Below are 19,201 nucleotides of genomic sequence, written 5' to 3'. Positions count from 1 at the left end.
GCAGTGTTCCTCGGGAGGGTCAAGGGGCGACAAAACAGTCGTGCCATTCTCCCACACCTCACCCCTCCGCCTTCGCTCCCTTCTTTCCCACCCCTTCTGAACACACATCTGCGTATGGATTGAGGCCTCGCCTACAGTGCGAGGGCTTCGCGCTGGCGCAGATCTATGCACGGACGCGCGATGCTGCGACGGCTGATCGCGCACGGGTCGACGTCATCGATGGTCGATTTGGGGCCTACCGGGACAGCGGTGTAATCTGGGTCGTCGCGTCCGAATGGGCGCCCTACCGAGTAGTCAACAAGATTCAGAGGCTTGCCAAGTGGCGAACATCAAGTCCCAGAAGAAGCGCATCAAGACCAACGAGAAGGCTCGTCTGCGCAACAAGGCCGTCAAGTCGGAGCTGCGCACGCACATCCGCAAGTTCCGCGCCGCCGTCGAGGCTGGCCAGAACGAGCAGGCTGTTGTGCTGTCGCAGGCCGCCAACCGCGCCCTCGACAAGGCCGTGAGCAAGGGCGTCATCCACAAGAACCAGGCAGCGAACCGCAAGTCTTCGATCTCGCGCGCTGTCAACAAGCTCGCAGCCTGAGCCCAGGCGGCTCCGCCGCTAGGGCCGTCTGACAAGGCGGGCTGAGCAAAACAACGAGCGTCTCGACCCACTCGGTGGTCGAGACGCTGTTTTGCGTGCTTTTGCACCACGCTCCTCCCTTCACGCTCCTTGAGGTGCGACGAAGTCGCCTCGAAAGGACCCAGCTGGCAGTCGAAGAGCAGTCCCAGCCGAAGGTCGCGTCGGCTCTTTTCGAGGCTCGCAAGCTCGCACCTCAAAGAGCGTGGATGAAGTGCTGCGCGCCCACCTTGATTGTCGAGGCTCGCTTCGCTCGCACCTCAAAGAGCGTCATTGGCGTCCCGACCCCTCATGGTCGGAGAAGCGTCGTGGTGGTCACCGACGACGCTGAGCCAGCACTCCTAGCACCATGGCTTCCAACGCATACTGGGCATCCACCGCCGCGCCCTTGACGTCGGCGTCGGTCTGAGCCACCAGGCGGATGGCGCTGGCGATGCCGGCGGATCCCCACAGCCGGGAGTTCCGGGACAGATCCTTCAGTTTCCACGGCGGAACCCCGACGTGGCGCGCCAGCTCTGCTCCGGCCATCCGGCCGGACTCTGCGTCGAGGAACTTTCCCATGCCCCGCAACGAGTTGGCCAACGCGCTGGTGATCAGCACCGGGGCCGCGCCAGTGTTCAGCGCCCACCGCAACCGCTCGACGGCGAGCGGCGCGTTGCCGGCCAGGATGGCATCGGCGACGGCGAACGACGTCACCTCTGCCCGACCGGCGAAGTACCTCTTGATCGTGGCGGCATCCACCTCTGACGTCGGCGAGTCCGCGGCCAGCTGCGCGACGGCTCCCACCAGGGCACGCAGATCGCTGCCGACGGCCGCAACAAGCGCCTCCGCCGCATCCTGGGGCATCGAGATCTTCAGCCGCTTGGCTTCGGCCAGGACGAACTTGGGCAACTCCCAGGCTTTGGGCGCGACCACGGACTCCGTCGGCACCTTGGCCTTCTTCAGCTTGTCCAGCAGGCCTTTGCCCTTCACGCCACCGCGGTGACGCAGGATCAAGCAGAGATCGGGGCCTGGATCTGACGCGATGGCGAGCACCTGCTCCACCGCGGAGGCCGGGCACGACCCGAGGTCGTCGATGATGGCGACGATGTCGCTGGCGAACAGCGAACCTCCGACGATCTCGTTCAGCATCGTGGACTCGAGCTGATCTGCCGTCACTTCATTGATCTGAGCCTCCGGGCGCTCCTTGAGCGCCTGCTGTCGGCGGGCCCGCACGGCGCGCTCGCCCAGCAACTCGTCGGGTCCGGTGACGAGCAGGGTGGAGCCGAAGATCATGAGGCCAAGCATGCCAGGGGTCACCGACAGCGGGAAAGCTCACGCCCTACACGAACCCTCCCGCTGCCTGCTGCGCCAGAGCGGCCGCTACTTCTTGATCTTCGCGGTTGGTTTCGAGGTCTTGGTGACGGTGGTGTAGCCCGACTTCTTACCGGTCACCTTCACCGTGATCTTCATGCCCTTGTCGGACTTGGACAAGGTGTAGGTCGACTTCGTGGCGCCCTTGATCGACTTTCCATTCCGCAGCCACCGGTAGCTGAACTTCGGCTTAGGTGACCATGTTCCCGGCTTGGCCGTCAGCTTCTTGCCAACCTTTACAGTGCCACTGATGGTCGGCGTCTTGGTTGACAGCGTCCCGGCCTTCACCAACGCCGTCTTCTTCGACATCTTCGACACCGTGGTGTAGCCGGACTTCTTACCGATCACCTTGACGGTGATCTTGGTCCCCTTGTCCGACGACGTCAGCGTGTAGGTGGACTTGGTGGCCTTGGAGATCTTCTTCCCATCCCGATACCACTGGTAGCTGAACTTCACGTCCGAAGGCCTCCAAGTTCCCGGCTTCGCGGTGAGCTTCTTACCCACCTGTACCGTGCCAGAGACCTTCGGTGTCGGCCCCTCAAGGCCCCTGCTCGTGAGCTTCACCGTGCCGCTCGCCGACCCCTTGCCATCAAGGGCCTTCGCTAGCTGACCAGCCTTCAGCCCGGTGCGACCAGGATCATCGGTGGCCTGGATCTCCCAGGTGTAGGTTCCGAGCGCAGCGTCAGCCCCAGCGTCCGTCTTTCCGTCCCAGCCCACACCACGATACGAGCCGTCGCCGGAAGCAGGTAGAGGAACACTGCGAACAGCCTTTCCCTTGGCATCCTTGAACACCAGCTTCCCAGCCTTGAGTGGTTTGGTCAGGTCGAACTCCGGTGCCCAGGTGGTTCCCTGGGCGAAGGAGGACGGCGCTACTGTCCCCAAGAGCCTCGGTGCCGATTTGCCCCCGACATCGAGGGTGTGCACGCGCACCTTTGAGCCACCCGGGGTGGCGACGAAACCCGCCACCCTGTTGTTGTAGACCAGACGCGGAGCAGACCCACCCTCAAGGGCAATGATCCGACCGGTACTGGTGTCGATCACGGTGGCTGGGTATCCGGGGATGACTGCGGTCCCGTCACTTACCTGATCGTTTCCACCGTACCCATAGAGCTCGTCCGCAAACTCCGCGAGCTGTTCGACCTCTCCTGTCAGCACCAGCCACTTCTGGAGGACAGTCTTGGGATGATCTTCGTCCCCCATGCGCTTAAGAAGATAGGCTTCATCGCCCCAGAATCCGAGAACATCAGCATCTGTCCCGAGCGAACCAAGTTGCTTGTCTGACTCGAAGTCGACGACATACAGAGAGGTACGCTTGCCGCCCTTATCCTCCTTTGCTGCAAGAAGACGAGATCCGAACAGGCCTTGACCGGCTTCGCTGTAATGCTCAGACTTCTGAGACCAGAGTTCATCCCCCGATACATTGCGTACCGTCGTCACGTACTTGCCCGAGCACTTCCCCGAAGAGAGGACGAACGGGCCTGACACCAGGCGGACGTTCTCGCAGGCAGGAATCGTCGGTCCTTCCGACACTGGCTGACCACGGTCGTACAACCGGTCACCAACCCACACCCTGGCAGCGGAGACCGCTACCTCGCCCGGCTGAGCCAGGAATTCAGGGGGGCTGGCGCTCTTTCCGTCCGCAGCGAGCGTCGCACGGAACAGCGCACCCCTGGTAGACAGCACGAGAGCATCGCCCGAAAACCCCACCGGAGAGCCAGGTACTGGTTCGCGCGGGCGTTCGGCGAACTTCTTCCCAGCCCCGGCTTTCGTCGGAAGGAAGATGCTCCCTTCGGCGCTGTCGCAGACGACGCCCATGAGCCCCGCCTCACATGAGCCAGCATCAAACGACCATAGTTCTTTGCCGGTGTCTGTATCAATCAGCCGATTATCATAGGTGAGCCACCCAAGCAAGGTTGGCACACCTCCATCGAATTCTCGGCAGACCCATTTGCCGCCGACCAAAGGAACGGCGCAGTGCGTTTCGGAGTCCCCAATATGCACCTCATCATCGAGGACTAACGCCTTGTCGACGTGGAAAGATGTGGCCGAAGGTGGGGACGGCAAAGAAATGTACTTCCTGGCGCAGGTATCATAGATCCCCAGCTTTCTTTTAGCACCCGCATCATAGCCAGTAACAATGGCATGACAGGGCGAAGCGACCACCAAAGCGCTCACATCGGCGATATCAGCAATCACCTGTTCGACACCGTCGAAAGGCCTGAATCGGAGTTCAGGGGCCTCCTCTGCGGCGAACACCGCCCCGTCAGGAAGCACTGCTATCTGGTCTCCCATAGCGAGCATCGGTAATGAGACGCGCACGTCTTTGCCCCCTGCTATCGGTACCCGGCGCGCATAATCTTGCCCATCCTCATACGCCACCCCGGTGATGTAGTCCACGCCATCGACACCCGTGACCGGCCTTGAATCCCACTCATCCGCCCAGCCGGGAAGATCTGGCGTTCTCCAGGTCTTCCCATCAGAGGTGACACGCCATCCTTGGTAACCATCGAGGTCGTAGGCATGGAGGGCGACTCCCCCCGTCGAGAGCTTGTAGAGCCCGCCACCGACCAGGCTCTTCGTGGGGACGGTGATATCCACCGTCGCTGTCGGCCGCGCCTCTGCCAAGGCAGGACTCACTGAGCCGCCCAGGACGAGTGCCGCCCCGGCCACCATCGCGATAGGCCTCCTCACCCTCAACTTGGTTCCAGAGATATCCGACACGGCTCGCCTTGAGCGGTTCAACTTGGGCATGGGGTTCCCTCTCAGCAGCTGCGATCGACCTACTTCTTGATCTTTGCGGTCTTCTTGGAGGTCTTGGTGACGCTGGTGTAGCCCGACTTGGTGCCCTTGACCTTGACCGTGATGGTCTTGCCCTTGTCCGACTTGGACAAGGTGTAGGTGGACTTGGTGGCCTTCGAGATCTTCTTGCCGCTGCGGTACCACTGGTAGCTGAACTTGGTGCCGCTGGTCCAGGTGCCCGGCTTGGCCGTCAGCTTCTTGCCCACCTTTGCGGTACCGCTGATGGTCGGGGTCTTGGTCGACAGCGTGCCGGCCTTCACCGACGCCGTCTTCTTGGAGGTCTTGGTGACGCTGGTGTAGCCCGACTTCTTACCGGTCACCTTCACCGTGATCTTGGTGCCCTTGTCCGACGACGTCAGCGTGTAGGTCGACTTGGTGGCCTTGCTGATCTTCTTGCCGTCCCGGTACCACTGGTAGCTGAAACTGGGCTTCGGCGACCAGGTACCCGTCTTGGCCGTCAGCTTCTTCCCCACCTGGACGGTGCCCGAGATCTTCGGGGTGGCGCCAACGAGGGCCTTGACACCCGTCCCGACCTTGACGGTGACCGACTTGTAGCTCCAACTGGACCCATACTGGTCACAGGTGGCACTGACGGCGAGGCTCTTACCATCATCCTTCGTCGGGGTGATCTCGACCGACCATTCGCCCTTTGTGTTGGGCTCGCCCAGCGCAAACTGCTTGCCCGCATACACGTACACGGTCGGGGTCTGCCAGATTTCCTTAACACAGCCCGTACCGGACAGCGTGAAGGACTTTCCCGGCGCAACCGGGTTGGGGGTAGCGGTCATCGTTCCTCCGTCAGCATGCGCTGCCGGGGTGGCCGCAAAGCCCAGCGCCAATGCGAGCAAAGCCACTGCGACTGTCTTGATGAGTTTCATTTCTCTCCTGTCGTCACTGATTGTGAATGTGAAAAACTATTGAAGGGAGCACTCGGACAAGCCGACGTCCGCAAGAAACCCGAAGGTTTCAGGAGTTGCCAGAAACGCGACTCCACCCATTGACTCGGTCGGTAAAGCGACCGGGTTCTGCATGGCTGCACTCAAGCGGAAGGCGTCCGATAGCTGCCAGTCGTCATCGATTGAGACAGCTCGAGCAACTCCCCATGCCGCGCCCACCAGACCCGGCCACGCGCCCTCATTCAGGCGCTCCTTGACACCCTCCAGAATCTGAAGCGCACCCTCAGCTCTCGTCAGCGCGCCCTCTCGGCCGCCTGCGGCGACCCACTTGCCCGATACGTATCGCTCGGGCTGCCTCGATCGGACCAACGCCATGGCTGCCATCCCGTCCAGAACGCTCTCACCCGCCGGCAAGTCCAAGTGCGCTTTGACATCACGCACGGCAGCAGGAAGAGCTACTTCGACGCCACCCACCGCATCCACGATGTTAATGAGAGCTTCTGGCTCCACGACAGCGACGTGATCTACGCCCACATCGAGCGTTCGACAAAGAGACCGAGCGGTGGCCTCGGCACCGTCGAGCAAGGTCATTGCCAGCCGTTGCGGGTTCCCCTCGTCATCGATGACAAGAAGATCTCGCGGCACCGAAATAGTGCTGCTGCTTCTGTCCTTGGATGGATGAACAAGGAGAACCACATCAGCTCGCCCACCTGTGTCCTGCACGCGACCCAACTTCTCCAGCGCACTTGCTGACACGTTGTCTCTTGAGTCGCTCCCCAGCAGGAGATAGGTATCTCCAGGCAACACCGACGTAGACTGCCAAGTGAATCGTCCGAGTTGCGCGGTCATCACCACACCATAAATAGAGGTAATGATCAGGACCACACCGGTGAAGATCATGATCGACGCCGCGACGCATCTGCGTTTACAGAAGGGCCTATCAGACATTCGGACTCCGTGATCGAACCAGCAATGGTACCTACCGAAGGCTAGCTGACCGTCACCTACTGGTTGAGGGTGCCGCGCAAATCTGGATGTCATCCTTTTGGACGACAACAAAGAACGAAATTTTCCCGATAGTTACGGTAGATCCCAGACCGGCTTCTGCCCTCATACCAAGACTCGGCTGCCAAAATCGGGTTCAGGGCTGTCGTCCGCTGGTAAGGACCGCCAACGCTCCTTCCTTGGGAGCCAGGGCGATCGAGCCTTGTTCGTCCGTGCGCAACACCGTCATGCCCAGCTCTTGGCTGAGCCGCAGCGCGGCCGCGCTCGGGTGTCCGTACGAGTTACCTACTCCCGAGCTGGCCACCGCGACCGACGCTGCAGACTCTCGAAAGAAGGCCTCGTCCTGTCTGGACGAGCCGTGGTGGGGCAGTTTCAGCACGTCCACCTCGATCGAGATGCCGAGCTCAGCGGCGAGCGCGAGCGCACGTCGTTGGCCCTCCGGTTCGGTATCTCCGGGGAGCAGGACGCGGATCCCGGCGACCTCCGCCACCCCCACGACCGAGGCGTCGTTCTCCTCCGACGACTCTCCCAGGTCGGAGGCGGCCGGTTCAGCAGCCGACGCCAGGGCCCATTCCCCTCCGGTGATCGTGCTCCAGACGACGTCCCCCACCGAAATGGTCTCTCCTGGCAGGGCTACCCGAACCTCCGCCCCGGCATCCCGCACAGCGCTGCGCACCGACTCGGCCGCTGCCGCCGGCGAGGGCAACGCGCTCACGAGCACCAGGCTCGAGTCGTATCTTTCCAAGATCGCGGCAAGTCCTCCGATGTGATCGGCGTGATAGTGGGTGAGCACCACCATCGGCACCCGGCTCACATCGAGCGCCTCCAGACACGCGAGCACCGACGAGGCATCGGGCCCCGCGTCCACCAGCACCGCGTCGCGATCGGATGCTCTGAGGACGGTGGCGTCTCCCTGACCCACGGCGCAGAAGGCCACCCTCCAGTCGTCCATCGGCCAGCCGAGCACCGGAGGACGCAGGAAGGAGGCAAGCACGAGCGACGCGACGACCGCGCCGGCCGACCACCATCTGCTGAGCAGCGGCCTGACCAGCAGCGCGGCGCAGACAGACATGACGATCGCCACCCCCATACCAAACCACCCCGGTGGCCAGGCCGCCGACGCCCCGGGCAACGCGGCGGTGGCACGCGCGATCCACAGAATGGGCTGCCCCGCCCACCCCGCGGCCCATCCAAGGAGCGACGCCAACGCCGGCCACCAAGAGACCGCAGCGGCGGCGAAGCCCAGCACCGTCGTCGGGCCGACGAAGGGCGCGGCCAAGAGGTTGCTCAGCACCCCCACCACGGAGATCTGGCTGCTGAGCAGCACGATCAAGGGAGTCGTGGCCAGCTGCGCGGCCAAGGGGACGCTGAAGGCTTCGGCCGCCCACCGTGGGCACCAGCGAGTCATCGTCTCGATCCACGTGGGCGTCAGCAGGACGATGCCCGCGCACGCCGACACCGACAGGGCGAACCCGAAGCTTCGCGCCAGCCACGGGTCGATGAGCAGCAGGGCGATCACGCACACCGACAACGCCCGCAGCGACCGTCGGCTTTTGCCGACCCCCGTGGCGGCCAACGCGATGAGTCCCATGACCGCAGCTCGCAGCACTGAGGGCTCGGGGCCACACACGAGCACAAACATGCCCACCCCGCCGGCGGCGATCCCTCGCACGAGCCACCCTCTTGCCCCGAGCCCACGCGCCAGCGCGAGCACAACTCCCAACATGAGGGTGAGGTTGGCACCGGAGACGGCCATCAGATGGGTGAGGGCGGTGACCTTGAAGTCATGCTCCATCTGTTCCGTGATCCGGCTGGTATCGCCCACCACCAAGGACGGCACCAGGGCCGCCTGCTCCGGGGCCAGCCCAGCGGTAGCGTCCCTGATGCCCTGGCGCGCCGCCGCCGCAACACGATGCAGGGGCCCGGGTTCCCCGAGCAACCGAGGCTCCTGGGTAAGGGAGAGCACGGCCGACTCGGCATCGCCTTCGTCCGACGGTGAGAGAACCCCACGCATCAGATACCGTCCACCGACCCTGAGATCGCGCGCGTACGCCACCTCGTCGCCGCGCGCCGTCAGCACCACCGGAACCGACTGCCGAAAGGTCTGTCCCCGCGCGTCGAACCACTCCAACCGGGCCGGGGCGCGAGCGAGGGCGGGTCTTCCCTGACCATCGAAGAGGCGAGCCTCTTCCGTGACCCGGACCTGCGCGGCTACCCCCACCTTCTGTAGCGCATAGTCGGATACGGCGCCGGCATGGCGCAGGTGCGATGCGACGAGGGAGGTGATCGCTACCGCCACGAACACCAGGCAAGCGAGCCGCACCCATCGTAGCTGCACCAAGACCGCGCTAGCTGCACCCAGCACCGTGAACCAGACCGCGACCGTGTGGTGCCCGCTGACCCCCAACCAGGCGGCGAACCACGCCACACCGGCCGAGGGCACCAGCCGCCAGTCGTGATCCTTCACGTGCTCACCAGAGGCTCGAGCGTGGCGAAGGTCTTGGGTCCGATCCCGTCCACCTCGCGCAACTGGGCGACCGACGAGAAGCCGCCGTTGCGCTCGCGCCACGCGATGATGGCGGTGGCGGTCACAGGGCCCACGCCGGGCAGCTCCTCGAGTTGGGCCTGCGTTGCGGTGTTGAGGTTGACGCCCGCGCCCTCTCCGCTGGAACCCCCCTCCGCCGAGCCGGTGCTGACCGCGCTGTCCTGACCCTCGACGCCCACCAGCACCTGCATGCCCTCGGCCACCGCGGCCGCCAGGTTGAGCTGTCCTGGTTCGGCGTCTTCACTGAACCCGCCGGCCGCGTCGATGGCATCCGCCACGATCGCGCCCTCGCGCAGGGTGACGACGCCCGGATCGTTGACCCCGCCCAGGACGTGAACACGGATCTCGACGGGCGAATCCTCCTTCGTTGCAGCCGACACGGCCGGCGTCGAGATGATCTCGGGTTGCGACAGCTCCACCTCGGTTGCCTGAGTGCGCAGGATGGCGAAGAGCGCGAGCAGCACCCCGCACATCAGCAGCACCACTGCGGCGATCACGTGCTTGCGGGTCACCTCGAAACGAGACCACCACGCAGCCTGAGTCACGGAAGGAGGTTCCGCGACCACGGGGATCTCGGCGTCGTCCTCGGCCAACTCGGCCGCGACGGCACGCCTCGGACCGGCGGGAGACGGCCGTCCGGCACTCACGTAGGCCAGACGGGCGCGGACCAGTTCCTCGGTGGTTGCTGGGCTCGGTCGCATACCCCGTGATAGTGCGAACTCCGCCACATTTTTCGTCGACTTCGTCGCCTGTGGATAGTCGAGGCGCTGTGCACAGTGCCGAGCTGCACAGCGACCACAGACTCAGCCAGAGCTAGACCGGTGCGGTGTTTATCATGGCCCCACGAGCCGAACGTCGACGTTCCCCACAGGCGCGGCCGGACTGAGGAGCGGGGTGTGACATGGCGTCACAAGAGGGCAGATTCCTGGCAATGCTCAAGAAAGAAGCATGGGCTATCGCCTGCACCAGCGCCCCCTGGGAGACGCAGCTGTGCACCGAACTCGAAGAGTTCTTCGACGACACCGTCTTTCTGCATGTGGTGAACCTGACGCGAACAGGACGGTGGAGTCTCCGTGTCGCCAGCTGGGTGGACTCGCCAATACGCCTCACCAAGGAGGAACCTCGACACGGCCAGACGATGCCCGATCTTCGCGCTCATCCCGGCGTCGCCACCATGTTTGCGCTGGGAACCGCCGGCCCGATCAGGCTGAGCGACATCCTGGACCTGCCGCGTTTCCGCGACACGGCCGTCTTCCACGCCACCCATTCCTATCCTGCGGACACGCGATTCGCCTCCGCGGCACCTCTGTTCCGCACGCCCGAGCAGCTCATCCTCCTCGGCGCACACGGCACGAGGAGGGACTTTTCAGCCGAGCAGATGGATCACATGGCTCAGCTGCAAAGCGTGCTGTCCCATGCCTTGACCATTCGCACCGAGTTGCAGCGCTTGGTCGACACCGCAAAGGAACCAGCATCGCCTTCCCCGCAGCCGATGCTCCCCCGCCAGGTGCCTGAAACCGACTACTGGCCCTCCAGCCGCGAGCAGCAGGTTCTGCGCCTCCTCGTCCTCGGCATGACCAGCCGTCAGATCGCGCGCCGGCTGGACATCACGGAGCGCACCGTGCGCAAACACCTGGACTCGATCTATCAGAAGGCCCATCTCTCCGGACGAGCTGCGGCTGCTGCGTGGTGGCAGCGCCACGCCAGCTGACGACGGCCCGAAAAGCGGAGAGCCGGTCCGACGAGCGTCGGACCGGCTCCCTCGAAGCCGCGGCTACTTGCCGGGCACCAGGCTCAGCATCTTAGGCAGCCTGGCGATCACCTTGATCACCTCGCGGCCCGCCAGGCTGCGCTGGACGCCCGCATCGGCCAGCGCCAGCTCCAGCGCCTCCTCCTCGGTGACCTCCGGGCTGACCTCCAGCTTGGCGCGGATCTTGCCTTGAATCTGGACGACCATGGTGACGGCGTCCTCGCGCATGAGCGCCTGATCGGCAACCGGCCAGGCGCTGTTGGCCACCGACGGCGCGTAGCCCAGCGATTCCCACATCTCCTCGGCCACATACGGGGCCACCAGGCTCAGTGCCTGAGCGATGAAGCCCGCGGCCTCGCGCACGGCCGGATCCGACGGGCCGGGGGCGCCGTCGATCGCCTTGCGCGCGGCGTTGACCAGTTCCATCACACGAGCGACGGCCACGTTGAACCGGCCGCCCTCCACCAGGGTGGAGATCTCGGCGATGGTCTTGTGCGTCGCCTTGCGCAGACCGGGGTCGCCGGCGGCGAGGTCGGCGTCGACGGGCGAGGTCACCTCGAAGGCGATCCGGTAGGCGCGCTGCAGGAACTTCAGCGACGAGGCCGGCGACACGTCGGCCCAGTCGATATCGTCCTCCGGCGGACCGGCGAACACGACCGTCAGGCGCACCGCGTCGACGCCGAACTCGTCGATCTGCTTACCCAGGTCGACGCCGTTGCCCAGCGACTTGCTCATGGCCTTGCCCTGGTTGATCACCTGGCCCTGATTGAGCAGGCGCAGCATGGGCTCGTCGAAATCGACCATGCCCAGGTCGCGCAGCACCTTGGTGAAGAAGCGCATATACAGCAGGTGCAAGATGGCGTGCTCGACGCCGCCGACGTACTGGTCGACGGGCATCCAGCGCCGTACGTCCTCGGGATCGAACGGCCCCTCGGCGTAGCCCGGGGAGCAGTAGCGCAGGAAGTACCAGGACGAGTCCACGAAGGTGTCCATGGTGTCGGTGTCGCGCTGAGCCGCACCGCCGCACGACGGGCAGGTGGTGTTGACCCAGTCGGTGGCCGACGCCAGGGGCGAGGTGCCCTTGGGCGCCAGGGCGGCACCGCGCAGGTCGGGCAGGCGCACGGGCAGCTGGTCGTCCGGCACCGGAACCTCGCCACAGGAGGCGCAGTGCACGATCGGGATGGGGCAGCCCCAGAAGCGCTGACGCGACAGCAGCCAGTCGCGCAGGCGAAACTGCACGGTGCCGCTGCCCATGCCGTCGGCCTGCAGTTGCTCGGTGATGGTCGCGACGCCGGAGGCCTTGTCGGTCAGCCCGTTCAGCAGCCCGGAGTTCAGGTACGCGCCATCGCCGACGGTGGCCACGCCGGTCTCGGCCGGGTCGGTGCCATCGACGTCCAGCACCACGCGCACGGGCAGGCTGAACTTACGGGCGAAGTCGAGGTCGCGCTGGTCGTGCGCGGGCACGGCCATGATCGCGCCGGTGCCGTAGTCGGCCAGCACGTAGTCGGCGGCCCAGATCGGAACCTGCTCACCGTTGACGGGGTTGGTGGCATAGGTGCCCAGCCAGACGCCGGTCTTCTCGTGCTCGGTGGACTGGCGCTCGATCTCGGTCATGCGCTTGACCTGGTCCAGGTAGGCCTCGAACGCGGGACGCTGCTCGTCGGTCACCAGCTCGGCCGCCAGCGCGGCGTCGGGAGCGACCACCATGAAGGTGGCGCCGAACAGCGTGTCGGGCCGGGTGGTGAACACCGTGATGGGTTCGTCGCGGCCCTCGACGCGGAAGTCGACGTTTGCGCCCTCGGAGCGGCCGATCCAGTTGCGCTGCATGGTCAGCACGTGATCGGGCCAGCCGCCCTCCAGCTGCGACATGTCGTCGAGCAGTTCCTGCGCATAGTCGGTGATCTTGAAGTACCACTGGTTCAGCTGGCGCTTGGTGACATCCGAATGGCAGCGCTCGCACTGGCCGGCGACGACCTGCTCGTTTGCCAGCACCGTCTGGTCCTGCGGGCACCAGTTGACGTAGGAGTCCTTGCGGTAGGCCAGGCCCTTCTCGAAGAAGCGGGTGAACAGCCACTGGGTCCAGCGGTAGTAGTCCTCGTCGGAGGTGTGCAGCCGGCGCGACCAGTCCAGGCTCAGGCCGTAGCGCTTGAAGGAGCGCACCTGAGTCTCGATGTTGTTGTAGGTCCAGGTGGACGGGTGGGCGTCGGCCTTGATGGCGGCATTCTCCGCGGGCAGGCCGAACGAGTCCCAGCCGATCGGATGCATAACGTCGAAGCCCTTCATCCGCCAGTAGCGCGCGACGACGTCGCCCATGGCATAGGCCTCGGCATGCCCCATGTGCAGGTCGCCGGAGGGGTACGGAAACATGTCGAGCACGTAGCGGCGCTCGCGGCTGCCGTCGTCAAGGGCGCGGAAGGTTTGGTCGTCCTCCCAGAACTGCTGCCACTTGTCTTGTGCTTGCACCCTGTCGTAGGTCTTGTGCTGGACCTCGTCTTGGCTCACGGAACTCATACTCCTGCTTGGCTGTGAAGTGCCGCCGGACGTGGCCCGACGGCCGGCCCAGTCTAGCGCGAGAGGAAGGCGTCAACCTCTTCGGCGGTCGGCGGCTTGGCGCCCTGCCTGGTGCAGACCAGCGCCGCAGCGGCCACGCCCCGATCGAGAGCAGCCTCCAAGGCCTCGGGGTTGTCGGCGTAGGACGACAGGAAACCGGCCATGAAGGTGTCACCGGCCCCCACCGTGTCAGCGACCTCGACTCGACGACCGGCCACCTTCACGACGGAGCCGTCGCCGCGCACGGCAGCCACGCCGTCGGCGCCGAGGGTGACGATGAAGAGCGGAAGCCCGAACTCCGCACACCAGCGCTGCGCGGTCTCGACGGGATCCGCACCCTCGGTGAGCCAGAGCAGATCGTCGTCGGATGCCTTGGCGATGCCGCCGTTCTCACCGACGACGCGCAGGAAGCTGGCCACCTTCTCGTTGTACTCGGCGCGATCGGGGATCACCGTGGGGCGCACGTTGATGTCGAAGCTGATCTTGGCCTCAGTTCCGGCGACGAAACGAAGCACCGGCGAGTAGCTGGGGTCGGTGACCGCGCCGATGGAGCCGAAGTGGAGCCAATCGCCCTCCGACAGCTCCGGGAACTCCTCGTCGTGCCAGTTGAAGTTGGACGTGCCGTGGAAGTGGAAGGTGTAGTGGGCCTTGCCCTCGTCGTCCAGGGACACGATGGCCAGCGAGGTGGGATCGTCGGTGGTGATCGCCAGATCCAGCTGCACGCCGTTGCTTTCGATGTGCTCGGCCAGCTGGCGACCGAAGGCATCAGAGCTGAGCCGGCCGAGGAAGTGGCTGTCCAAGCCGAGCTTTCCGAGCGCGACGGCCGTGTTCATCGGGCCGCCGCCGGACAGGGCGCGCCAGGCGCTTTCCGCGGGGGTCCGCTCGTCACCGGACAGCATGTCAATCAGTGCTTCACCGCACACCACAAAACGCATGAGGGAACTCTACTGCCCTGACCGTCGTCACCGGCGAAAAATGACCTAGTCGTCCCAATGTGCGGGAGGGATGGCGAGCCGGTGCAATCTCAGGAGCAGGCGCAGCATGGGGTGTTCGGGGTCGACGCGCGCGAGCTGCTCGAGACAGGCCGTGTGCTGGGCCGCCCTGCCCGCAAGCCAGCAGGCGAGGCCAAGGAGGGCGAGCGGGTTGGGTGCGGCCTCGTCAGGGCAGGATCGTCTGGCTCGAGTGAGCATGCCGAAGTGTCGCTCGGCATTGGTGGTCTTCAACTCCGTGAGCACGGCCACGAAGCACTCCTCATCCTGAAGCAGGACGGCGAGCCGCGTGGCTGCGTGTTCGCCGTCCGGCGCGTCCTCCATCAGAGCGCGCAGCAGGGCGAGTTTGTCATCGATCGACATGGCGGAGGCCTCCTCGACGGCGTCGCTCCAGATTCCGATGTCGACCACCCCCGCTTCCACCTCGGCGACGGTGGCCCGCCGGCCGCGTTGGATCGAGACTCCTTGATAGACGGCTTGGGCGGCGAGGGCGGAACTGTCGAAGTCGTATTCGACCGCATCGTGAGGGCAACCCACCGGCCAGTAGCGGTTCCCGTCGCAGATCAGACGCACCGCCACGCGCTCGCCACCGAGCACCTCGCTCAACTCCTCCAGCGCCACCTCCGCGTCGTCCTCGCTCGCGCTGTACGCGATGAGGATCCATTCGCACGGCCCCGCCCGCAGCTGGGCGTTGTAGAGCTGCTCCGCCACCTGATCGAAATAGGCGGCGTACCAGTCGAGGTCGACCCGCAAGCAGAACAGCACGGCCTTGCGGCGCGCGCTGCCCGCCCGCACGGCCATGACGACGCAGGAGTCGTCCGGATGGAAACCCAGCAAGAGGCTGGGCGCGGCGATCATGTCCTGGAACTGTCGAATCGTGAGACTCTCGGTTGTGCTCATGTCCCATGAGAGGAAACGGCGGCACGATTATCCCGCCGAGTTCCGCGCCTGTGGACAACCCGAGGTACGAGGAACCGCCGAGTAGGCTGTGGCCATCATGAGCAATGGACAGCGGCCACCGGGCAACCAGGGCAACCCATGGGCCCAGCAGGATCCCAACTGGCGCCCCCAGCAGTTCCATGACGCCGCGGCCCGCGACCCGCGAGTACCGTTCGGCCAGCAGCAACCACCACCCGATCCCCAGCAACTCAGCCCGTCAGGACCACCCCGAAAGGTGTGGGTGATCATCGTCGTCGCCGTCGTTGCGATCGCGATCGGTCTGTTCTCCCTGCAGTTCTTCATGGGCGTGGATCCCGAGTCCACCAACCCCGGCGAGCGTCCCGCCGTGCCCCAGCCCACCGCCACCCGAACCGGCAACTTCAAGCCCTTCGACGGCGCGGTCACCGGCGTCTTCGAGCTGACCGCCACCCGCTGGACCGACCAGGGCCTCGAGGTGGACTACCGGATCGAGGTGGACATGGTGGCGGAGTTCAGCTTCTTCGCCTACACCAACGCCAGTCGTGAGTCCTTCATCGCCGACAACGACCCGCTGGCCTACGCGACGCCGGAGACCCCCGCTACGGGCACGCTCGTGTTCCCGATGCCCCAGGAAGACTCCACCATCGTGCTCGCCGGCCCCCGCGGCAACAACGCGATCCAGGCACTACCCGTCAAGGCGCCATGATCAGGGCTGCAGGTCTTTGAGTTCGGCCCTGAGCTCGCGCCAGTCGGGTAGCAGGGAACTCATCCGGGCGTAGAAGCCGGGCCCGTGGCCGTGCTCCCACAGATGCACCAGCTCGTGCACCACGACGTACTCCAGCAACTCCGGCCGGAACTGGGCCAGCGCGAGGTTGAGCGTGATGTTGGCCTTGGACGGGCTACAGCTTCCCCACCTGGTCTTCATCCTGCGCAACCGCACCAGCCGCGCGGAGCGTCCCACCCGAGGCTGCCAGCGCTCGAACAGCGCCCGGACGACCGGCTCCAGCTCTTGACGGTAGAGCCGGTCCAGCAACAGCTCCGCCCGCGACGAATCCGCCACCACCAAACAGATCTCCTCGCCGACGAGGCACGCGGACTCCCAGGGACCGACGTCGACCCTCACGCGGTAACGCCTCCCCCACAGCCACGCCGTCGAGTGCTCGGCCAGCGGGCGCTTGACCTCGGCCGCAGCGATCACCTTGCGCTGAGCCCCGACGATCCAGTCACGACGCTCGCGCACGAACCGACGCACCTCGTCCGCCGAGACCCCGAACGGAGCCGACACGCGCACGTCGCCTCGCGGTGGCATCACGCGGACGCGCAGGTACTTCACAGACTTCACGGTGACGTCGACCACGATTCCGTCGAGGTCGAAGCTCCATGAGCGGGGGCGTAAGGACATGGCGTAGACCCTAGCCCGCCCCTCCGACAGTTCCGTCCAAGGCGACCCGTCGGCTCAGCGGAATCGGCGCAGCCTCAGACTGTTGCCCACCACGAACACGCTGGAGAAGGCCATCGCCGCGCCCGCGAGCATCGGGTTGAGCAGACCAAGGGCCGCCAGCGGAATGGCCGCCGTGTTGTAGGCGAAGGCCCAGAACAGGTTGCCCTTGATGGTGCCGAGCGTCCGGCGGGACAGCCGGATCGCGTCGGCGGCGCTGCGCAGATCGCCGCGCACCAGGGTGAGGTCGGAGGCCTCGATGGCGACATCCGTACCGGTGCCCATCGCCAGGCCCAGATCGGCCTGCGCCAGGGCCGGGGCGTCGTTGATGCCGTCGCCCACCATGGCCACCACGCGCCCCTCCTCCTGCAGCGAGCGCACCACGTCGACCTTGTCCTTGGGCAGCACCTCGGCGATCACCCGATCGATGCCCACCTCGGCGGCGATCTGCCGGGCGACGGTCTCGTTGTCGCCGGTCAGCAGCACCGGCGTCAGCCCGAGTCGCTTGAACTCCGCGACCGCCTCCGCACTAGTGGGCTTGACGGCATCCGCCACCACGAGCACCCCGCGGGCACGGCCGTCCCAGGCCACCGCGATCGCCGTGCGGCCGCCCGCCTGGGCCAGCGCCATGGCATCGTCGAGTTCTGGGGGCAGCGGGGAGCCCTGCTCGGCCAGCAGCGCCGGGCGCCCGACGATCACCTGATGCTCGTCGACGCGGCCGCGCACGCCCAGGCCCTCCATGTTCGCGAAGTCCGACGCAGCCGGCAGCGGCGCACGCAACCACTCGGTGGCGGCCTTGGCGATCGCCTGCGCGATGGGGTGCTCGGAGCTGTCCTCCAGGGCGCCCGCCAGGCGCAGCACCTCGTTGCCATCCTCCCCCGACGCGACAGCGACGTCGATCAGGGTCATCTTTCCGGTGGTCACGGTGCCGGTCTTATCCAGCACGATCGTGTCCACCTTGCGCGTCGACTCCAGCACCTCCGGCCCCTTGATCAGGATGCCCATCTGCGCGCCACGGCCCGTGCCGACGAGCAGTGCGGTGGGAGTCGCCAGGCCCAGCGCACAGGGGCAGGCGATGATCAGCACCGCGACGGCTGCGGTGAAGGCGGCTGACGCGGGGTTGCCCAGCGCCAGCCAGGCGATCAGCGTGACGAGCGCGATCACGATCACCACCGGCACGAAGATGCCGGAGATCTTGTCGGCCAGGCGCTGCACCTCGGCCTTGCCCGACTGCGCGTCCTCCACCAGCTTCGCCATCTGAGCCAACTGGGTGTCGGATCCCACCCGGGTGGCCTTCACGACCAGCCGTCCTCCGGCGTTGACGGTGGCGCCGGTGACAGCGTCGCCCTCCCCCACCTCGACGGGCACCGACTCTCCGGTGAGCATCGACGCATCCACGGCCGACGTGCCGGAGACGATCACGCCGTCGGTGGCGATCTTCTCGCCCGGACGCACCACGAAGTCGTCGCCGACGCGCAGCTGCTCGGTGGGGATCTTGGTCTCCTTGCCGCCCCGCAGCACGGACACCTCCTTGGCACCCAGTTCCAGCAACGCTCGCAGCGCGGCGCCCGCCCGGCGCTTGGCCCGCTTCTCGAAGTAGCGACCGGCGAGGATGAAGGTGGTGACACCCGCGGCGACTTCCAGGTAGATGTTGCCGGCGCCGTCGCTGGGCTGGATGGTCAGCTCGAACGGGTGCGTCATGCCGGGCATGCCGGCGTGGCCGAAGAACAGCGCGTACAGCGACCAGAGGAACGCGGCGATGGTTCCCATCGAGATCAGCGTGTCCATGGTGGCGGCGCCGTGACGCAGGTTGGTCCACGCCGCCTTGTGAAACGGCCAAGCCGCCCACACGACGACCGGCGCGGCCAACGTCAGGGAGAGCCACTGCCAGTAAGTGAACTGGAGAGCCGGGATCATCGCCATCAAGATGACGGGGACGGACAGCACGATCGACCCGATCAACCGCTGCCGCAGCGCGGTGAGCTCCGGGTCGTCGTCGGCCTCGCGCTCGTCCTTCTCCTCGACGGGGGGCGCGGGAAGCGCGGCGGTGTAGCCCGTCTTCTCCACCTCGGCGATCAGCTGCTCGGCCTCGAGGTCGCTGGAGACGGTGACTTTGGCCTTCTCCGTCGCGTAGTTCACGGAGGCGCTGACGCCATCTAGCTTGTTGAGCTTCTTCTCGATCCTGGCGGCGCAGGAGGCGCAGGTCATGCCGCCGATCTCGAGTTCGAACTCCTTGATCGGAAGCGGCGCGCTGGTGCTCATGCTCGTGCTCTCTTTCGGTCTCTATACCCCATCAGGGTATCCCTCAACGCTCACTCTATACCCCCAGGGGGTAT

At 65.7% G+C, this 19,201-nt stretch carries 14 protein-coding genes; 3 read left to right on the top strand and 11 right to left on the bottom strand.

Annotated elements, in window-relative coordinates; all coding sequences use genetic code 11:
* Positions 1-319 precede the first annotated feature (319 nt).
* Entirely contained in the window at positions 320-586 is a 267-nt protein-coding gene (gene rpsT, locus P0D62_RS14585; RefSeq protein WP_275703281.1) for a 30S ribosomal protein S20, read from the top strand.
* 351 nt (positions 587-937) lie between these two features.
* Here rpsT and holA read toward each other — a convergent pair whose 3' ends face one another.
* The 6 genes from holA to P0D62_RS14555 all read right to left on the bottom strand — a co-directional run bounded on the left by holA (position 938) and on the right by P0D62_RS14555 (position 9,921).
* Positions 938-1,897: a DNA polymerase III subunit delta gene (gene holA, locus P0D62_RS14580; RefSeq protein WP_275703280.1), complete on the bottom strand. Its 960-nt coding sequence runs from the start codon at positions 1,895-1,897 to the stop codon at positions 938-940.
* 87 nt (positions 1,898-1,984) lie between these two features.
* Complete coding sequence (locus tag P0D62_RS14575; protein ID WP_275703279.1) at positions 1,985-4,726, bottom strand: FlgD immunoglobulin-like domain containing protein; 2,742 nt, start codon at positions 4,724-4,726, stop codon at positions 1,985-1,987.
* 29 nt (positions 4,727-4,755) lie between these two features.
* Positions 4,756-5,652: a hypothetical protein gene (locus tag P0D62_RS14570; protein ID WP_275703278.1), complete on the bottom strand. Its 897-nt coding sequence runs from the start codon at positions 5,650-5,652 to the stop codon at positions 4,756-4,758.
* 36 nt (positions 5,653-5,688) lie between these two features.
* The gene (locus P0D62_RS14565; protein ID WP_275703277.1) at positions 5,689-6,570 is read right to left on the bottom strand and encodes an LCP family protein; all 882 of its coding nucleotides are present in this window, start codon (positions 6,568-6,570) and stop codon (positions 5,689-5,691) included.
* Between the two features lie 241 nt (positions 6,571-6,811).
* Complete coding sequence (locus P0D62_RS14560) at positions 6,812-9,142, bottom strand: ComEC/Rec2 family competence protein (protein WP_275703276.1); 2,331 nt, start codon at positions 9,140-9,142, stop codon at positions 6,812-6,814.
* A complete protein-coding gene (locus P0D62_RS14555; RefSeq protein WP_275703275.1) occupies positions 9,139-9,921 on the bottom strand; it encodes a ComEA family DNA-binding protein in 783 nt (260 codons plus the stop codon). The genes P0D62_RS14560 and P0D62_RS14555 overlap by 4 nt, the downstream gene beginning before the upstream one ends.
* Before the next feature lie 230 nt (positions 9,922-10,151).
* On the opposite strand from P0D62_RS14555, the gene P0D62_RS14550 reads away from it, so the two are divergent.
* The gene (locus P0D62_RS14550) at positions 10,152-10,931 is read left to right on the top strand and encodes a helix-turn-helix transcriptional regulator (RefSeq protein WP_275703274.1); all 780 of its coding nucleotides are present in this window, start codon (positions 10,152-10,154) and stop codon (positions 10,929-10,931) included.
* A gap of 63 nt (positions 10,932-10,994) precedes the next feature.
* Here P0D62_RS14550 and leuS read toward each other — a convergent pair whose 3' ends face one another.
* The 3 genes from leuS to P0D62_RS14535 form a co-directional block, all read right to left on the bottom strand.
* Positions 10,995-13,472 (bottom strand): leucine--tRNA ligase, encoded by a 2,478-nt coding sequence (gene leuS, locus P0D62_RS14545; RefSeq protein ID WP_275703273.1) that lies wholly within the window; start codon positions 13,470-13,472, stop codon positions 10,995-10,997.
* A gap of 62 nt (positions 13,473-13,534) precedes the next feature.
* Positions 13,535-14,455 carry a carbohydrate kinase family protein gene (locus P0D62_RS14540; protein ID WP_275703272.1) on the bottom strand — a complete coding sequence of 307 codons (921 nt, stop codon included), beginning with the start codon at positions 14,453-14,455 and terminating at the stop codon, positions 13,535-13,537.
* A 45-nt stretch (positions 14,456-14,500) separates the two neighbouring features.
* Positions 14,501-15,409 carry a DUF4192 domain-containing protein gene (locus P0D62_RS14535; protein ID WP_275703271.1) on the bottom strand — a complete coding sequence of 303 codons (909 nt, stop codon included), beginning with the start codon at positions 15,407-15,409 and terminating at the stop codon, positions 14,501-14,503.
* 97 nt (positions 15,410-15,506) lie between these two features.
* Here P0D62_RS14535 and P0D62_RS14530 point away from each other — a divergent pair, with 97 nt between their 5' ends.
* Complete coding sequence (locus P0D62_RS14530; RefSeq protein WP_275703270.1) at positions 15,507-16,133, top strand: hypothetical protein; 627 nt, start codon at positions 15,507-15,509, stop codon at positions 16,131-16,133.
* Here the strand turns inward: P0D62_RS14530 and P0D62_RS14525 are convergent, their stop codons facing one another.
* Both P0D62_RS14525 and P0D62_RS14520 read right to left on the bottom strand, forming a co-directional pair.
* Positions 16,134-16,829 carry a M48 family metallopeptidase gene (locus P0D62_RS14525; protein WP_275703269.1) on the bottom strand — a complete coding sequence of 232 codons (696 nt, stop codon included), beginning with the start codon at positions 16,827-16,829 and terminating at the stop codon, positions 16,134-16,136.
* A 54-nt stretch (positions 16,830-16,883) separates the two neighbouring features.
* Complete coding sequence (locus tag P0D62_RS14520; protein ID WP_275703268.1) at positions 16,884-19,127, bottom strand: heavy metal translocating P-type ATPase; 2,244 nt, start codon at positions 19,125-19,127, stop codon at positions 16,884-16,886.
* Between the last annotated feature and the right edge of the window lie 74 nt (positions 19,128-19,201).

The sequence above is a fragment of the Tessaracoccus caeni genome, assembly GCF_029211185.1.
GTDB lineage: Bacteria > Actinomycetota > Actinomycetes > Propionibacteriales > Propionibacteriaceae > Arachnia > Arachnia caeni.
This window is presented reverse-complemented; position numbering and strand designations above follow the sequence as displayed.

Coding starts and splice junctions, on each gene's coding strand:
- holA (WP_275703280.1), bottom strand. CDS start 1,897: ATGATCTTCGGCTCCACCCTGCTCGTCACCGGACCCGACGAGTTGCTG.
- P0D62_RS14575 (WP_275703279.1), bottom strand. CDS start 4,726: ATGCCCAAGTTGAACCGCTCAAGGCGAGCCGTGTCGGATATCTCTGGA.
- P0D62_RS14570 (WP_275703278.1), bottom strand. CDS start 5,652: ATGAAACTCATCAAGACAGTCGCAGTGGCTTTGCTCGCATTGGCGCTG.
- P0D62_RS14565 (WP_275703277.1), bottom strand. CDS start 6,570: ATGATCTTCACCGGTGTGGTCCTGATCATTACCTCTATTTATGGTGTG.
- P0D62_RS14555 (WP_275703275.1), bottom strand. CDS start 9,921: ATGCGACCGAGCCCAGCAACCACCGAGGAACTGGTCCGCGCCCGTCTG.
- P0D62_RS14550 (WP_275703274.1), top strand. CDS start 10,152: ATGCTCAAGAAAGAAGCATGGGCTATCGCCTGCACCAGCGCCCCCTGG.
- P0D62_RS14540 (WP_275703272.1), bottom strand. CDS start 14,455: ATGCGTTTTGTGGTGTGCGGTGAAGCACTGATTGACATGCTGTCCGGT.
- P0D62_RS14535 (WP_275703271.1), bottom strand. CDS start 15,409: ATGAGCACAACCGAGAGTCTCACGATTCGACAGTTCCAGGACATGATC.
- P0D62_RS14530 (WP_275703270.1), top strand. CDS start 15,507: ATGAGCAATGGACAGCGGCCACCGGGCAACCAGGGCAACCCATGGGCC.
- P0D62_RS14525 (WP_275703269.1), bottom strand. CDS start 16,829: ATGTCCTTACGCCCCCGCTCATGGAGCTTCGACCTCGACGGAATCGTG.
- P0D62_RS14520 (WP_275703268.1), bottom strand. CDS start 19,127: ATGAGCACCAGCGCGCCGCTTCCGATCAAGGAGTTCGAACTCGAGATC.